At 73.1% G+C, this 16,305-nt stretch carries 13 protein-coding genes and 1 pseudogene; 9 read left to right on the top strand and 5 right to left on the bottom strand.

The window, feature by feature from the left end:
• From AB0953_RS34890 to AB0953_RS34880, 3 genes and pseudogenes are all read right to left on the bottom strand, one after another.
• A pseudogene (locus AB0953_RS34890) lies at positions 1-100 on the bottom strand (LysR family transcriptional regulator); the annotation flags it as partial.
• A gap of 214 nt (positions 101-314) precedes the next feature.
• Positions 315-1,274, bottom strand: a complete 960-nt coding sequence (gene meaB / locus AB0953_RS34885; protein ID WP_366863622.1) for a methylmalonyl Co-A mutase-associated GTPase MeaB — start codon at positions 1,272-1,274, stop codon at positions 315-317.
• Between the two features lie 58 nt (positions 1,275-1,332).
• Positions 1,333-2,535, bottom strand: a complete 1,203-nt coding sequence (locus AB0953_RS34880) for an acetyl-CoA C-acetyltransferase (RefSeq protein ID WP_366863621.1) — start codon at positions 2,533-2,535, stop codon at positions 1,333-1,335.
• Between the two features lie 137 nt (positions 2,536-2,672).
• Between AB0953_RS34880 and mce the strand changes: the two genes are divergently transcribed.
• The 7 genes from mce to AB0953_RS34845 all read left to right on the top strand — a co-directional run bounded on the left by mce (position 2,673) and on the right by AB0953_RS34845 (position 13,054).
• Positions 2,673-3,101: a methylmalonyl-CoA epimerase gene (gene mce, locus AB0953_RS34875; RefSeq protein WP_361919186.1), complete on the top strand. Its 429-nt coding sequence runs from the start codon at positions 2,673-2,675 to the stop codon at positions 3,099-3,101.
• 182 nt (positions 3,102-3,283) lie between these two features.
• Positions 3,284-7,816 (top strand): polarized growth protein Scy, encoded by a 4,533-nt coding sequence (scy, locus tag AB0953_RS34870; RefSeq protein ID WP_366863620.1) that lies wholly within the window; start codon positions 3,284-3,286, stop codon positions 7,814-7,816.
• A 193-nt stretch (positions 7,817-8,009) separates the two neighbouring features.
• Complete coding sequence (locus AB0953_RS34865) at positions 8,010-8,948, top strand: cellulose-binding protein (protein WP_361919182.1); 939 nt, start codon at positions 8,010-8,012, stop codon at positions 8,946-8,948.
• A 157-nt stretch (positions 8,949-9,105) separates the two neighbouring features.
• Positions 9,106-10,128, top strand: a complete 1,023-nt coding sequence (locus AB0953_RS34860; protein ID WP_366863619.1) for an ABC transporter ATP-binding protein — start codon at positions 9,106-9,108, stop codon at positions 10,126-10,128.
• A gap of 2 nt (positions 10,129-10,130) precedes the next feature.
• Positions 10,131-10,895: an ABC transporter permease subunit gene (locus AB0953_RS34855; protein WP_366863618.1), complete on the top strand. Its 765-nt coding sequence runs from the start codon at positions 10,131-10,133 to the stop codon at positions 10,893-10,895.
• A gap of 204 nt (positions 10,896-11,099) precedes the next feature.
• Positions 11,100-12,227 (top strand): ABC transporter ATP-binding protein, encoded by a 1,128-nt coding sequence (locus AB0953_RS34850; protein ID WP_366863617.1) that lies wholly within the window; start codon positions 11,100-11,102, stop codon positions 12,225-12,227.
• Positions 12,224-13,054, top strand: coding sequence for an ABC transporter permease subunit (locus tag AB0953_RS34845; protein ID WP_366863616.1), 831 nt, complete (start codon positions 12,224-12,226; stop codon positions 13,052-13,054). The genes AB0953_RS34850 and AB0953_RS34845 overlap by 4 nt, the downstream gene beginning before the upstream one ends.
• 30 nt (positions 13,055-13,084) lie before the next feature.
• Here the strand turns inward: AB0953_RS34845 and AB0953_RS34840 are convergent, their stop codons facing one another.
• On the bottom strand, positions 13,085-13,426 hold the full coding sequence (locus AB0953_RS34840) for an ATP/GTP-binding protein (RefSeq protein WP_366863615.1): 342 nt from the start codon (positions 13,424-13,426) through the stop codon (positions 13,085-13,087).
• A gap of 234 nt (positions 13,427-13,660) precedes the next feature.
• Between AB0953_RS34840 and AB0953_RS34835 the strand changes: the two genes are divergently transcribed.
• The gene (locus AB0953_RS34835; RefSeq protein ID WP_366863614.1) at positions 13,661-14,680 is read left to right on the top strand and encodes an LLM class flavin-dependent oxidoreductase; all 1,020 of its coding nucleotides are present in this window, start codon (positions 13,661-13,663) and stop codon (positions 14,678-14,680) included.
• Positions 14,681-14,775: 95 nt separating this feature from the next.
• On the opposite strand, the gene AB0953_RS34830 is transcribed toward AB0953_RS34835, so the two are convergent.
• Positions 14,776-15,168, bottom strand: a complete 393-nt coding sequence (locus tag AB0953_RS34830) for an SCO5389 family protein (protein WP_030685118.1) — start codon at positions 15,166-15,168, stop codon at positions 14,776-14,778.
• A 221-nt stretch (positions 15,169-15,389) separates the two neighbouring features.
• On the opposite strand from AB0953_RS34830, the gene nucS reads away from it, so the two are divergent.
• The gene (gene nucS / locus AB0953_RS34825; RefSeq protein ID WP_366863613.1) at positions 15,390-16,061 is read left to right on the top strand and encodes an endonuclease NucS; all 672 of its coding nucleotides are present in this window, start codon (positions 15,390-15,392) and stop codon (positions 16,059-16,061) included.
• Positions 16,062-16,305: the final 244 nt, after the last annotated feature.

Here is a 16,305-nt window from a genome sequence, read left to right as displayed (position 1 = left end):
CCCACAGCCAGGAGCGGGCCGAGTCCGGGACGATCGCCATGGTGCGTCCGAGGGCGATCAGCTGGGCCAGTTGTGTCTGGTTGTGGATCTCGGGGGGCGGGGCTCCGTCGCGTTCGGCAGGCCGTCCGCGGTCAGGCGTTGGGGCGCTTGCCGTGGTTGGCCTTCTTCTTCTTGCGCGCTCGCTTCTTGTTGCCGCGCTTCGCCATGACGCCACTCCCTTGCCGGGGCTTGAATCGGGGCATTCCGGGCGTTCGCCAGTCTACGGTCGGCCCGCCCGGCCCGCACCGGCCGCCGCGCGGCGCGAACCCGGGGTTTCAGCCCTCCGTCAGCGTCGCCAGCAGGGCGTCCGCGGCCGCGTACGGATCCAGCTCGCCCTGGGCCACCCGGGTGGCCAGCGCCCCCAGGTGGGCGTCCCCGTGCACGTCCGCCATCCGCGTGCGCAGCGCGGTCACCGCGATGGTCTCCACCTCGCGCGCGGCCCGGGCCGTACGGCGCTCGGCCAGCACCCCGCGCTCGTCCATCCAGGCGCGGTGCTTCTCCAGGGCCTCGACCAGCTCGTCGATGCCCTGGCCGCGGGCCGCGACCGTCTTGACGATCGGCGGCCGCCAGTCCCCGGCGCCCCGCGCCTCGCCCAGGCCCAGCATGTGGTTGAGCTCCCGGGCGGTGGCGTCGGCGCCGTCCCGGTCGGCCTTGTTGACCACGTACACGTCGCCGATCTCCAGGATGCCCGCCTTGGCGGCCTGGATCCCGTCGCCCATGCCCGGCGCCAGCAGCACCACCGAGGTGTCGGCCTGCGAGGCGATCTCCACCTCCGACTGCCCGACGCCGACCGTCTCGACGAGGATCACGTCGCAGCCGGCCGCGTCCAGCACCCGGATGGCCTGCGGGGCGGCCCAGGCGAGGCCGCCGAGGTGGCCGCGGGTGGCCATGGAGCGGATGTAGACCCCCGGGTCCGAGGCGTGCTCCGACATCCGCACCCGGTCGCCGAGCAGCGCGCCGCCCGAGAACGGCGAGGACGGGTCGACGGCGAGCACGCCGACCCGCCTGCCGGCCTTGCGGTACGCGCTGACCAGCGCCGAGGTGGAGGTGGACTTGCCGACGCCCGGGGAGCCGGTCAGGCCCACCACGTACGCCCCGCCCGTCAGCGGGGCCAGGGCCGCCATCACCTCGCGCAGCTGCGGGGACGCCCCCTCGACCAGCGAGATCAGCCGGGCCACCGCTCTGGGCCGGCCTTCACGCGCCTGGGCCACCAGCTGGGGGACGTCCACCGTCATGCGTTCTGCGCTCCTCGGTTCTCGCTGTGGGTGGTGCGGATGCGGGGGTGCCCGGGGCTCAGGCCTTGGGGACCCGGACGATCAGGGCGTCGCCCTGGCCGCCGCCGCCGCACAGGGCGGCCGCGCCGACTCCGCCGCCGCGGCGCTTGAGCTCCAGCGCCAGGTGCAGGACCACGCGGGCGCCGGACATGCCGATCGGGTGGCCCAGGGCAATCGCGCCACCGTTGACGTTCACCCTTTCCGGGGTCACGCCGAGGTCCTTCATTGACTGGACGGCGACGGCGGCGAAGGCCTCGTTGATCTCGATGAGGTCCAGGTCGGAGACCTCCAGGCCCTCCTTCTTCAGGGCGTGCAGGATGGCGTTCGACGGCTGGGACTGCAGGGAGTTGTCAGGGCCGGCCACGTTGCCGTGGGCGCCGATCTCCGCGATCCACTCCAGGCCCAGCTCCTCGGCCTTGGCCTTGCTCATCACGACGACCGCGGCGGCGCCGTCGGAGATCTGCGAGGAGGTGCCGGCCGTGATCGTGCCGTCCTCGGCGAAGGCCGGGCGCAGCTTGCCCAGGGACTCCACCGTGGTCTCCGGGCGGATGCCCTCGTCCTGCGTGAAGAGGACCGGGTCGCCCTTGCGCTGCGGGATCTCGACCGGGGTGATCTCGGCCTCGAAGACGCCGTTCTTCTGGGCGGCGGCGGCGCGCTGGTGGGAGGCGGCGGCGAACTCGTCCTGCGGGGCGCGCTCGATGCCCAGGCGGGCGTTGTGCTTCTCGGTGGACTCGCCCATCGCGATGTTCTCGAAGGCGTCGGTGAGGCCGTCGTACGCCATGGCGTCGAGCATCTCGACGGCGCCGTACTTGTAGCCCTCGCGGGACTTCGGCAGCAGGTGCGGGGCGTTGGTCATCGACTCCTGGCCGCCCGCGACCACGACGTCGAACTCGCCGGCGCGGATCAGCTGGTCCGCCAGGGCGATGGCGTCGAGGCCGGAGAGGCAGACCTTGTTGATGGTCAGCGCGGGCACGTTCATCGGGATGCCGGCCTTGACGGCGGCCTGGCGGGCGGGGATCTGGCCCGCGCCGGCCTGGAGCACCTGGCCCATGATCACGTACTGCACCTGGTCGCCGGAGATGCCGGCGCGCTCCAGGGCGGACTTGATGGCGAAGCCGCCGAGGTCGGCGCCCGAGAAGGACTTCAGCGAGCCGAGCAGCCGCCCCATGGGCGTGCGGGCCCCGGCGACGATCACGGACGTGGTGTTGTTCGTTCCGGACATGGAGCACAGCCCCTTGAGGATGAGGAGTGAACGAGGGTTTACCCGAATGTACTGAGCGGTACCCCTGTCGTCACCGGGCAGTGGGTGTGATCGCTGGCACGTTGCGTGACCGGCCTCCTCGGCGGTGCACTGGTCCCATGCTGACAAGAATCGACCACATCGGGATCGCCTGCTTCGACCTGGACAAGACCGTCGAGTTCTACCGTGCCACGTACGGGTTCGAGGTGTTCCACACCGAGGTCAACGAGGAGCAGGGCGTCCGCGAGGCCATGCTCAAGATCAACGAGACCTCCGACGGCGGCGCCTCCTACCTCCAGCTCCTGGAGCCCACCCGCGAGGACTCCGCGGTCGGCAAGTGGCTGGCCAAGAACGGCGAGGGCGTGCACCACATCGCCTTCGGCACCGAGGACGTCCGCGGCGACTCCGAGGCCATCCGCGGCAAGGGCGTCCGGGTCCTGTACGACGAGCCCCGCACCGGCTCGATGGGCTCCTCGATCACCTTCCTGCACCCCAAGGACTGCCACGGCGTCCTCACCGAACTGGTCACCTCCAACCCGCAGCACTGATGTCCCGATTCCCCGGCCGGTAGAGTGGCCATGGCTCGGCCGGGGTTCGGTGCTTCAGACGGGGTCGGGGCCTGTGACCCCTGCCCCGGCATCTGACACCATTCCCCGGGGGCGCCGTTCAGCGGGCGGACGGTGCTCATTTGGGAGTGAGCTTGCGACCAGGGGACGGATGGGACCGCGCTGTGCGGGGCTACGAAAGCCAGGAGAGCCTTCAGGCCGAGGCCGATCATCTCTCGCTCTTCGAAGCGGAGATGGAGCGGCTGAAGAAGGAGCGCGGCAAAGCCGTCCAGCACGCGGAGGACCTCGGCTACCAGGTCGAGGTGCTGCGTGCCAAACTGCACGAGGTGCGGCGCGCGCTGGCGTCCCGCCCCGCCTATGACAGCCAGGACCTCGGCTACCAGGCCGAACGGCTGCTGCGCGACGCCCAGATCCAGGCCGACCAGATGCGCTCGGACGCCGAGCGCGAGCTGCGCGACGCCCGGGCGCAGACCCAGCGCATCCTGCAGGAGCACGCCGAGCACCAGGCGCGCCTGCAGGCCGAGCTGCACGCCGAGGCCGTCAACCGCCGCCAGCGCCTGGACCAGGAGCTCAACGAGCGCCGCCAGACCGTCGAGGCGCACGTCAACGAGAACGTCGCCTGGGCCGAGCAGCTGCGCGCCCGCACCGAGGCCCAGGCCCGCCGGCTCATGGACGAGTCCCGCGCGGAGGCCGAGCAGTCCCTGAACGCGGCCCGCGCCGAGGCCGCCCGCGTCGCCGAGGAGACCCGCCGCCGGCTGGCCGCGGACGCCGAGGCCGCCCGCGCCGAGGCCGAGGCCACGCTGCTGCGCGCCCGCAAGGAGGCGGAGCGGCTGCTGACCGCCGCGTCCGCGCAGGCCCAGGAGGCCACGGAGCACGCGGAGCGGCTGCGTTCGACGACCACCGCCGAGGCCGAGCAGACCCGCCGGCAGACCCTGGACCTGGGCCGGGTGGCCGAGCAGCGCGTGCAGGAGGCCGACGGGGCCCTGCGCGAGGCCCGCGCCGAGGCCGAGCGGCTGCTCGCGGAGGCCAAGGAGAGCGCCGCCCGCCAGCTCGCCTCGGCCGAGTCCGTCAACGAGCAGCGCACCCGGACCGCCAAGGAGCAGGTGGCCCGGCTGGTCGGCGAGGCCACCAAGGAGGCCGAGGCCCTCAAGGCGGAGGCCGAGCAGGTGCTCGCCGACGCCCGCGCCGAGGTCGAGCGCCGGCGGGCCGAGGCCGCCGAGCAGGCCCGCGCCGCGGCGGCCGAGGACACGGCCGCCCAGATGGCCAAGGCCGCCCGCACGGCCGAGGAGATGCTCACCAAGGCCACGCAGAACGCGCAGGCCACCACCCGCGCCGCCTCCGAGGAGGCCGAGCGGATCCGCCGCGAGGCGGAGGCCGAGGCGGACCGGCTGCGCGCCCAGGCGGCGGACGCGGCCGCCGAGCTCAAGGGCGCCGCGAAGGACGACACCGAGGAGTACCGGGCCCGTACGGTCGAACTCCAGGAGGAGGCGCGGCGGCTGCGCGGCGAGGCCGAGCAGCTGCGCGCCGAGGCCGTCGCCGAGGGCGAGCGGATCCGCGGCGAGGCCCGCCGCGAGGCGGTCCAGCAGATCGAGGAGGCGGCCAAGACCGCCGAGGAACTCCTCGGCAAGGCCAAGGCGGACGCCGACGAGCTGCGCTCCGGCGCGGCCGCCGAGAGCGAGCGGGTCCGCGCCGAGGCCGTGGAGCGGGCCACCACCCTGCGCCGGCAGGCGGAGGAGACCCTCGAGCGCACCCGCGCCGAGGCGGAGCGGCTGCGCGCCGAGGCCGACGAGCAGGCCGAGGCCGTACGCGCCGAGGCGGAGGCCGCGGCCCGCACCCGCCGCGAGGAGACCGAGCAGGCGCTCTCGGCGAAGCGGGCGGAGGCCGAGGAGGAGCTCTCCCGCCTGCACACCGAGGCCGAGGCCCGGCTCGCGACGGCCGAGCAGACGCTGCGCGACGCCCGCGGGGCCGCGGAGAGCATCCGCCGGGAGACCGCCGAGGAGGCCGACCGGCTGCGCGCCGAGTCGGCGGAGCGGATCCGCGCCCTGCAGGCCCAGTCGGAGGCGGAGGCCGACCAGCTGCGCACCGAGGCGGCGGAGGACGCCGGCCGGGTGCGCGCCGAGGCCGAGCAGGTGGCCGTACGGCTGCGCAGCGAGGCCGAGACCGAGGCCGAGCGGGTGCGCTCGGAGGCCAAGGAGACCGCGGACCGGCTGCGCGCGGAGGCGAAGGCCGCTGCCGAGCGGGTCGCCGAGGAGGCCGCCGAGGCGCTGGCCGCTGCCCAGGAGGAGGCCGCCCGGCGCCGCCGCGAGGCCGAGGAGACCCTCGCGTCGGCCCGGACCGACGCGGACAGCGAGCGGGCGCAGGCGCGCGAGCAGAGCGAGGAGCTGCTGGCCGCGGCCCGCAAGCGCTCGGAGGAGGCGCAGGCCGAGGCGGCCCGCCTGACCGAGGAGGCGGAGGCCCGCGCGGCGGAGCTGGTGTCGGCGGCCGAGGCCACCGCCCAGCAGGTGCGCGACTCCGTGGCCGGGCTGCACGAGCAGGCCGAGGAGGAGATCGCCGGGCTGCGCAGCGCCGCCGAGCACGCGGCGCAGCGGACGCGGACCGAGGCCGAGGAGGAGGCCGCGCGCGTCCGCTCCGACGCCTACGAGGAGCGCGAGCGGGCCACCGAGGACGCCAACCGCATCCGCAGCGAGGCGCGGACGGAGACCGACGCGGCCAAGGCACTGGCCGAGCGCACGGTCGCCGACGCGATCGCCGAGGCGGAGCAGCTGCGCAGCGACACCGCCGAGTACGCCCAGCGGGTGCGGACGGAGGCCACGGACGCGCTGGCCGCGGCCGAGCGCGATGCCGCCCGTACCCGGGCCGACGCCCGCGAGGACGCGAACCGGATCCGCGGCGAGGCCGGGGAGTCCCTGGAGGCCTCGCGCGCCGAGGGCGCCCGGATCGTCGCCGACGCCACGGCCGAGGCCGAGCGGATCACCGAGGAGACCCGCGAGGCCAACGAGGCGACCGTCGCCGAGGCCGCCGCCGAGGCGGAGCGGCTCACCGCCGAGGCCGCGGAGGCGGCGGAGGCCACCCGCGCCGAGGCGGCGGGCACGCTGGACGAGGCGCGGGCGGAGGCCAACCGGCTGCGCACGGAGGCCGCGGAGCAGGCGGACCGGCTCATCACCGAGGCCGCTTCCGAGGCGGAGCGGCTCACCGAGGAGACCCGCGCCGAGACCGAGGCGACGCTCGAGGCCGCCCGCGCGAAGGCGGACAAGCTCACCCGGCAGGCCGCGGACACGATGGCCGCGGCCGAGCGGGATGCCGCCCGGGTGCTGGTCGACGCCCGCAACGAGGGCGACCGGCTGGTCGACGAGGTGCGTGCGGCGAACGAGCTGGCGCTCGGCGAGGCGGCCGAGGAGGCCGAGCGGCTGCGCACCGAGGCGGCACAGGTCCTCGACGAGGCCCGCGCGGAGGGCGGCCGGATCATCGGCGAGGCCACCGCGGAGGCGGACCGCGTCACGGCCGCGGCGGCCGAGACGCTGGAGAGCGCCGAGCGGGAGTCCGAGCAGACGCTGGACGAGGCGCGCGCGGAGGCGAACCGGCTGCGCACGGAGGCCGCGGAGCAGGCGGACCGGCTCATCACCGAGGCCGCGTCCGAGGCGGACAAGCTCACCGCGCAGACGCGCCGGGACAACGAGCGCACGGTCGGCGAGGCCGCGGCGGAGGCGGAGCGGCTGCGCGCGGAGGCGTCGGAGGCGCTGTCCTCGGCGCAGGAGCACGCCGCCCGCACCCGGTCGGAGGCCGAGCGGGTCAAGGCGGAGGCCGCGGCCGAGGCCGAGCGCCTGCGGACCGAGGCGCGCGAGGAGTCCGAGCGGCTGCTGGACGAGGCGCGCGAGGAGGCCGGCAAGCGGCGTACCGAGGCGGCGGAGCAGGTGGACCTGCTGATCACCGAGGCCGCGGCCGAGGCCGACAAGCTGACCTCCGACGCGCAGGCGAAGGCGCTGGCCGCGACGACGGCCGCCGAGGAGCAGGCCGACCAGATGGTCGACGCCGCCCGCAAGGAGGCCGCGCGGATCACCACGGAGGCGACGGTCGAGGGCAATTCCCTGGTGGAGAAGGCCCGTACGGACGCGGACGAGCTGCTGGTCGGCGCGCGTTCGGACGCCGCCGCCATAAGGGAGCGGGCGGAGGAGCTGCGCTCGCGTGTCGAGAGCGAGATCGAGGAGCTGCACGAGCGCGCCCGCCGGGAGACGGCCGAGCAGATGAAGTCGGCCGGCGAGCGCGTGGACAAGCTCGTGCGGGCGGCGACCGAGCAGAGCGTGGAGGCCGAGAACAAGGCCAAGGCACTGGTCTCGGACGCGAGCAGTGAGGCGAGCAAGGTGCGCATCGCGGCGGTCCGCAAGGCGGAGACGCTGCTGAAGGAGGCGGAGCAGAAGAAGGCCGAGCTGTCGCGGCAGGCGGAGGCCGTGCTGGAGCAGGCGAAGGCCGAGGCCGAGCGGCTCGTGGAGGAGGGCCGCCGCGAGCTGGAGGTGCTGGTGCGCCGGCGGGAGGACATCCAGGCGGAGATCTCCCGTGTCCAGGACGTGCTTGAGGCGTTGGAATCATTCGAGGCGCCGTCGGGCGGAAAGTCCTCGGTCGGCGGTCAGGGTGCGGGGGGCGTGAAGGCCGGAGCTGCTGCGGGGTCCACTCGTTCGGGTGGCAAGTCGTCGGACGGCTAGTCAGTGTGCGGATGGTGTGCACCCGATGAAGGTTCATCCGAACGGGTGACATGCATTCTGTCGCCTTGCCACTCAAATGGGGTGTCATTGTCCAGATCAAACGCGGATTGACTCGATGACACGCCGCTCGGGCGCCTAGGATTCCCCTAACACCTCACGTAGCACCTCATCGGTCTCATTCGACAGGAACCCCATGAGCGACACTTCCTCCCCCTTCGGCTTCGAGCTCGTGCGGCGTGGTTACGACCGCGGTCAGGTGGACGACCGCATTACCAAGCTGGTCTCCGACCGCGACAGCGCCCTCGGACGTATCAACGCCCTGGAAAAGCGGATCGAGGAACTGCACCTCGAGACGCAGAACGCGCAGGCCCAGGTGAGCGACGCCGAGCCGTCGTACGCGGGCCTCGGCGCCCGGGTCGAGAAGATCCTGCGGCTCGCGGAGGAGGAGGCGAAGGACCTGCGCGAGGAGGCCCGTCGCGCGGCGGAGCAGCACCGCGAGCTGGCCGAGTCGGCCGCCCAGCAGGTGCGCAACGACGCCGAGTCGTTCGCGGCGGACCGGAAGTCGAAGGCGGAGGACGAGGGCGTCCGCATCGTCGAGAAGGCCAAGGGCGACGCGGCCACCCTGCGCGCCGAGGCCCAGAAGGACGCGCAGTCGAAGCGCGAGGAGGCCGACGCCCTCTTCGAGGAGACCCGCGCCAAGGCCGCCCAGGCCGCCGCGGACTTCGAGACCAACCTGGCCAAGCGCCGCGAGCAGTCCGAGCGCGACCTCGCCTCGCGCCAGGCCAAGGCGGAGAAGCGCCTCGCCGAGATCGAGCACCGCGCCGAGCAGCTGCGCCTGGAGGCCGAGAAGCTGCGTACGGACGCCGAGCGCCGGGCCCGCCAGACGGTGGAGACCGCGCAGCGCCAGGCCGAGGACATCGTGGCCGACGCCAACGCCAAGGCGGACCGCATCCGCAGCGAGTCGGAGCGCGAGCTCGCGGCGCTGACCAACCGCCGCGACTCCATCAACGCCCAGCTGACCAACGTCCGCGAGATGCTGGCGACGCTGACCGGTGCGGCGGTGGCCGCCGCCGGCTCTCCGATGGACGACGAGCCGGTCTCCCGCGGGGTCCCGGCCCAGCAGAGCCGCTAGCGCGCGGGGCACGACGCGCGCCCCGCGCCCGCTCCGCCGCGCCGTACAACGGTGGTTGACCCGCCGTCTACTCGCCGGTAGCGAAACATCACGCCCGAGGGCCTTATGTCACCTTTTCGAGGTGGCGTGGGGCCCTCGGGCGTTCTAGCGTGAGCCCATGATCGAGCTTGAGGGCCTGACGAAACGATTCGGCGCCAAGACCGCCGTGGACCACCTCAGCTTCCAGGTCAGACCGGGGGTGGTGACCGGCTTCCTGGGCCCCAACGGGGCGGGCAAGTCGACCACCATGCGCATGATGCTCGACCTCGACAACCCCACCAGCGGGACGGTCAGGATCGACGGCAAGCACTACCGGGACCTGTCGGAGCCGCTGAAGCACATCGGTGCGCTGCTGGACGCGAAGGCCATGCACGGCGGCCGGAGCGCCTACAACAACCTTCTCTGCCTCGCCCATTCGAACCGGATCCCGAAGAGCCGCGTGGACGAGGTTCTTGATCTCGTCGGCCTGACCCCGGTGGCGAAGAAGAAGTCGAAAGGATTTTCGCTCGGCATGGGGCAGCGGCTGGGGATCGCCGCCGCACTCCTCGGCGACCCGGAGATCCTGATGTTCGACGAGCCCGTCAATGGTCTGGACCCGGAGGGAATTCTCTGGATCCGCAATCTGATGAAGGGGCTTGCGTCGGAGGGGCGGACGATCTTCGTCTCGTCCCATCTCATGAGCGAAATGTCGCTGACCGCAGACCATTTGATCGTCATCGGCCAGGGAAAGCTTCTGGCCGATACCTCGATGGCTGATTTCATTCACCAGAACTCGCGCAGTTTCGTCCGCCTGCGCTCGCCCCAGCAGGAACGCCTCAAGGACGTCCTGCACCAGGCCGGTATCGACGCCGTCAGCGTCCCGGCCACCGGCACGCTGGAGATCGACGGGGTGGCCCCCGAGACCCTCGGCGAACTGGCCGCCCAGCACCGGATCGTGCTGCACGAACTCAGCCCGCAGCGGGCTTCACTGGAGGAAGCATTCATGCGCATGACGGCGGACTCGGTCGAGTACCACGCCCACGCGCCGGGAGCAGCGGGCCAGGTGCCCGCCCCCGGCACGGCCGCCGACAACCCCGCCCGCCCGGCCGACGTCCCCGCGTGGGGCGCCGGTTTCGAGGCCGGCCGCAAGGGCGGGAGGTGACCATGTCGTTCCCCGCAGTCCTCCGGTCCGAGTGGACCAAGATCCGCACGGTCGCCTCGACCGGCTGGACCCTCGGCACCGCCCTCGCGGTCACCGTCGCCATGGGCGCCGCGCTCTGCGCCGCGGTCAACGCCACCTTCGAGGACATGCCCGCGGCCCAGCAGGCCGCCTTCGACTCCACCCAGATGAGCTTCGCCGGCATGATGCTGGGCCAGCTGGCGGTCCTCGTCTTCGGGGCGATGGTCGTCGGCTCCGAATACGGCTCGGGCATGATCCGCACCTCGCTCGCGGCCGTGCCCCGCCGCGGGAGCCTGCTGCTCGGCAAGGTCGTCGTGGCCACCGCCCTGGCCCTGGCGGTCGGCCTGGCCACCGCCTTCCTGTCCTTCTTCACCGGACAGGCGCTCCTGGGCGACCACGGCATCGGGCTCGGCGAGGAGAACGTGCTGCGCGCCGTGGTCGGAGCCGGCCTGTACATGGCGCTGCTCGCCCTCTTCTCGATCGGCGTCTCGATGATGCTGCGGAACTCCGCCGCCTCCATCTGCATCCTGATCGCGTTCGTCCTGATCGTGCCCATCGTCCTCGGCGTGATCGATGCGACCCGGAAGATCGCCTACTACCTGCCCAGCCAGTCGGGCTCGGCGATCATGCAGACCATGTCGGACGGGGACGCCCCGTACGGCCCGTGGGGCGGCTTCGGGATCATGGTCCTGTGGGCGCTCGCCGCGGTGCTCGGCGGCTACCTGGTGCTGAAGAGGCGCGACGCCTGACGGACGGCCGGCTGTGGGGTCCGTCTCAGGACGGACCCTCCGCGAAGATCCGTCGCAGGACGGACGCCGCCCGTACTACGGGGGATCCCCGGGTCGTTCTCAGGGGTCCCTCAGGGATCCGGCCCGGGGTGGAACCGGCCGCTCCTGGATATCCTCTTAACCCTTACTCGGACGAAAGCCGTCCGTCGGGCAAGGGGCAGAGGAATGATCGAGGCAGTCGGCCTGACCAAGCGCTTCGGCGCCAAGACCGCGGTCGACCAGCTGTCCTTCCAGGTCAGGCCCGGCCACGTGACCGGCTTCCTGGGGCCCAACGGCTCCGGCAAGTCCACCACCATGCGCATGATCCTCGGCCTGGACCGGCCCACCTCCGGCCGGGTCACGATCAACGGCCTGCCCTTCCGGGAGCTGCCGAACGCCCAGCGGCACGTCGGCGCCCTGCTCGACGCCAAGGCCGTGCACGGCGGCCGCCGCGCCCGCACCCACCTGCTGTCCCTCGCCCAGTTCTCCGGCATCCCGGAGAAGCGGGTCGACGAGGTACTCGCCGTGGTGGGCCTGCAGGACGTGGCCCGGCAGCGCGCCAAGGGCTTCTCGCTCGGCATGGGCCAGCGGCTCGGCATCGCCGCCGCCCTGCTGGGCGACCCCCAGGTGCTGCTGTTCGACGAGCCGGTCAACGGGCTCGACCCCGAGGGCATCCTCTGGGTCCGCAACCTCATGCGCCGGCTCGCCTCCGAGGGCCGCACCGTCTTCGTCTCCTCGCACCTGATGAGCGAGATGGCCCTGACCGCCGACCACCTGATCGTGATCGGCCGCGGCCGGCTCCTCGCCGACATGGGCACCCAGGAGTTCATCGCGCACAACTCGGCCGGTTTCGCCCGGGTCCGCGCGGCCGACACGGAGCGGGATGGCCGGAAGACGCTGGCCACGGCCCTGACCCGGGCGGGCGGCCGGGTCCTGCAGGAGCCCGACGGCGCCCTGCGGGTGACCGGCCTTGAGCTGCCGCGCATCTCCGACCTGGCGCACGGGGCCGGCGTACGGCTCTGGGAGCTGTCCCCGCACCGGGCCTCGCTGGAGGAGGCGTACATGCGGCTGACCCAGTCCGCCGTCGAGTACACCTCCACCGAGGACCCGCGGGCCGAGCTCTGGGAGCCGGACCCGCTGGCCCTGCCCGCCTGGGAGGACGAGCTCGCCGTGCCGCAGGTCCCGCAGGACGGTTTCTTCGCTCCCCCGCCGCCCGGCGCGGGCGAGGCGCCCTTCCTGATGCCCGGCAGCCCCGGCGAGCTCGCCGGCACCGCCACGACCGCCCCCACGGACACCCGCAAGGACCCCCGATGACCGGCTCCACGACCACCGCGGACCAGCCGAAGGCCTACAGCTCCCCGCTGCCCACCCCCCGGCCGCACCTCGGGCACGCCCTCGCCTCGGAGTGGACCAAGCTGGTCTCGGTCCGCTCCACCGTGTGGACGCTCGGCGCGCTCGTCGTGCTCGTCGTCGGCATCGGGCTGCTCGGCGTCGGCGAGACCAGCGCCGACGACTACCGGAACGTGCCGCTCAGCGCGCCCGCCCTGTTCGGCCTGCTGGTCGGCCAGGTCCCGGTCATGGTGCTCGGCGTGCTGGCGATCACCTCCGAGTACGGCACCGGGCTGATCCGCACCACCTTCACCGCGGCCCCGGGCCGCTCCCGGGTGCTGACCGCGAAGTACCTCGTCTTCGGCGCCGTCGCCTTCCTGGCCGTCGCCGGCTCGGTCTCCGTCGTCGTCTTCGCCTCGTTCATCTGGAACTCCGGCCGGGGCGACCGGCACGGCGCCGGGGAGTGGCTGCACGCACTGGGCGGCTGTGTGTACGTCACCCTGCTCGGTGTGCTCGGCCTCGCGGTCGGCGCCATGCTGCGGCACTCCGCCGGGGCGATCGCCGTGATGCTGGGGCTGGTGACGCTGCCGCCGGTGACCGGCGGGATGCTGAGCATCTGGGAGTCCATGGCCCCCGTCGGCCGCGCGGTCCTCCAGTACAACGCCCCGGTCGCGCTCATGCAGCTGTTCGGCGTGCCCAACGACGGCAGCACGAACATGCCGAGCAACTGGTCGCAGATGCTGCTGCTCGTGCTGGTGACGGCCGTCGCGGTGGCGGGCTCCTACGTCCTCGTGGAGCGCCGCGACGTCTAGGCCGGGAGCCTCGGCCGCCCGGCCCCGCGCCTAGTATTTGGGGGCGTTCCTGGACCGCTGCACCCGCGAGGTGCGGCGGTCCTTCGCGTTCCAGCAGGCCTTGTGCCAGTGCCGGCGGTCGTCCACGCCGCCGTACTCGGGCCAGGCCACGACGTGCGGGGTGCCCGAGGGGATCTCCTGGTCGCAGCCCGGGCAGCGGTAGCGCTTGCCCACCGCGCTCGCGCCCGCGACGTGCCGGACCTTCCACTCCTCGCCCTGGTACTCCTCGGTGCGCTCCAGCCCGAACCGGTCGGCGCCCGACGCAGCTGAGCCCGCAGCCGGACGGTCGGCCGGATTCCCGCCGCCCCTGGGGCGGTTGTGGCGCGGTGACACGTATACCTCACGAATGGGCGAACGGCAGTGACTTTCTCCCAGACTACGCGCAGCGGGACCGGCAGCACGCAGGGTGTCCGGGGGGAGGCACGGGCGGGTGACGACTGGCCTGACAATCCCAATAACTTTCCTGTCAGGCCGTGCCTTTGGCACGTGTCAGACGTTGTTGCGATCAGAGAACCTAGAACCGGTCCACCTGGGGAGGCCGCGTCAGCCAACGAGGAGGCTAAGGCGATGCGCGTAGGAGCGTTTGTACTGGCGGCCCAGTTCCCGGGGCAGGGGCAGGGTGAGGCACTGCACCGCGCGGTGCGGACGGCCGAGGTGGCGGAGGAGGCCGGGCTCGACTCCGTCTGGCTCGCCGAGCACCACTTCGTGCCATACGGGGTGTGCCCCTCGGCGGTGACCCTGGCCGCCCTGCTGCTGGGCCGGACCCGGCGCCTGCGCGTGGGCACGGCGGTCAGCGTGCTGCCGAACACCCACCCCGTGGCCCTCGGCGAGCAGGCCGCGCTGCTGCACCTGACCTCCGGCGGCCGGTTCACCCTCGGGGTGGGCCGGGGCGGGCCCTGGGTGGACCTGGAGGTCTTCGGCGGCGGGCTCGACGCGTACGAGAACGGCTTCCCCGAGGGGCTGGACCTGCTGCGGCGGTGGCTTGCCGAACCGCGGGTCGCAGCCGCGGGCGAGCGGTACGCCTTCCGCGAGGTGGCCGTCGTACCCCGTCCGGCGGAGGCGCTGGACGGGGACGGATCGGGGCCGGAAGTGATCGTCGCCTGCACCTCCCCCGCATCCGTACGGCTTGCCGCGGAGCGGGGACTGCCGATGCTGCTGGGCATGCACTGCGGGGACGAGGAGAAGGCGGAGATGGTCGCCCTGTACCGCCGTACCGCCGCGGCCGCCGGGCAGGACCCGAACGCCCCGCACGTGTCGGCCGGCGTCTGCCAGCTGGCGGACCGCACGGCCGACGCCCGCGAGACGCTGCTGAAGGCACTGCCGGGCTGGCTGAAGCAGGGGCTGGACGCCCACGTCACGGTGGACGGGCGCTTCCGCTCGATGCGCGACCCCCACGCCTACACCGAGCTGCTGTGCGCTCTGCACCCCGTCGGCACCCCGCGGCTGGCGGCGGACCGGCTGGCCGCCACCGCCGAGCGGACCGGCATCACCCGGTTCGCGCTCTTGGCGGAAGGCTCCGGCGACCTCGCCGCGACCGAGGAGAACGTCCGGCGCCTGGGTGCCGAGGTGCTGCCGCGGCTCGGCTGAGCCTGGGCTGCCGCTCCGGTATCAGTGGCACCTCCCGCGATACGGAGCGGCAGCGGAGCACGGTCCTGCCGGCTTGCCGCGTCATGCCGGCGGGGCTAGCAGTCCCGGAGCTCCGGCGACTGGTTCAGCAGCTGGCCGCGGATCGAGGTGAACTTGGCGAGCCGGTCGTCCGCCGAGGCGTCGAGAGGGAACACCGCGACGCGGTGACAGTTCTGGAAGGCCAGGCGGACTCCGAAGTGCCGCTGCAGCGCACCCCGTATGGCGTCACTCGCAAGGGCACGCAGCAGCTGGCCGCGCGCCTGCTCGTCCGGCGGCGGCGTCTGGTTGTCGGCGAACTCTCCGCCGTCCACCTTCAGCTGGGCCACCAGCGAGCTGATCATCTCCCATGCGTAGGGCAGGGAGGTCCGGACGCAGTCGACGAAGGCGGCTTCGTCGACCTCGCCTCGCTCGGCCTGTTCGAGTAGGGCCGGTGAGACGTCGAGCGACATGGGTTCTCCTCTCGCGACCCCGGCCGCTTTGGGTTGCCGGAGTCTTACGGGCAGGGAAGGAGGCCGCGACGCTGCGTGCACGCTCGGCAACCTCCCGCTCACCACGGTAGGCGCCCGCTGGGTGCCGCACCAGGAGAATGCGCATACAACGCGCCATCGGCGAACGGGGCTTTCGGGGGCGAATCGCGTGGAGGGGCGTCGGTCGAGTAGCGTTGCCGTCCATGCGTCTCGTCATTGCCCGCTGCTCCGTCGACTACGCGGGCCGGCTCACCGCCCATCTGCCCTCGGCACCCCGTCTGATCCTCGTGAAGGCCGACGGCAGTGTCTCGATCCACGCGGACGACCGGGCGTACAAACCGCTCAACTGGATGTCGCCTCCGTGCACCCTCAAGGAGGGTACGGGTGAGGAAGCGGGCGTCTGGACCGTGGTCAACAAGGCGGGCGAGAAGCTCATCATCACCATGGAGGAAGTCCTCCACGACTCCTCCCACGAGCTGGGCGTCGACCCGGGGCTGATCAAGGACGGCGTCGAGGCACACCTGCAGGAGCTGCTGGCCGACCGCATCGACACGCTGGGCGAGGGCTACACGCTGATCCGGCGCGAGTACATGACGGCGATCGGGCCGGTGGACATCCTGTGCCGGGACGCCGACGGCGCCACGGTCGCCGTGGAGATCAAGCGGCGCGGCGAGATCGACGGCGTGGAACAGCTGACCCGCTACCTGGAACTCCTGAACCGCGACCCGCACCTGGCCCCTGTCCGGGGGGTGTTCGCGGCCCAGGAGATCAAGCCGCAGGCCCGTGTCCTGGCCACCGACCGCGGCATGGAGTGCGTGGTCCTGGACTACGACGCCCTCCGCGGCATCGAGGACGACAAACTCCGCCTCTTCTGACGCCCCCGGCCCGACCTCCCCGATCCCCCGCCGCCGTCAGCCCGGGGACCCGGTCGGATCCCGACACCCGTCGCCCCCACCGAGGCCCGGCGAGCCCCGGTAGGGGCGGAGCCCCGTGCCCGGCGGAGCCGGGTGCCGGCGCAGCCGGATGCCGGCGCAGCCGGATGCCGGCGCAGCCGGATGCCGGCGCAGCCGGATGCCGGCGCAGCCGGATGCCGGCGCAGCCGGATGCCGGCGCAGCCGG

Source organism: Streptomyces sp. NPDC046866 (assembly GCF_040704625.1).
GTDB lineage: Bacteria > Actinomycetota > Actinomycetes > Streptomycetales > Streptomycetaceae > Streptomyces.
The sequence above is the reverse complement of the archived record's forward strand: the minus strand, read 5'-3'. Positions and strand labels throughout refer to the sequence as shown.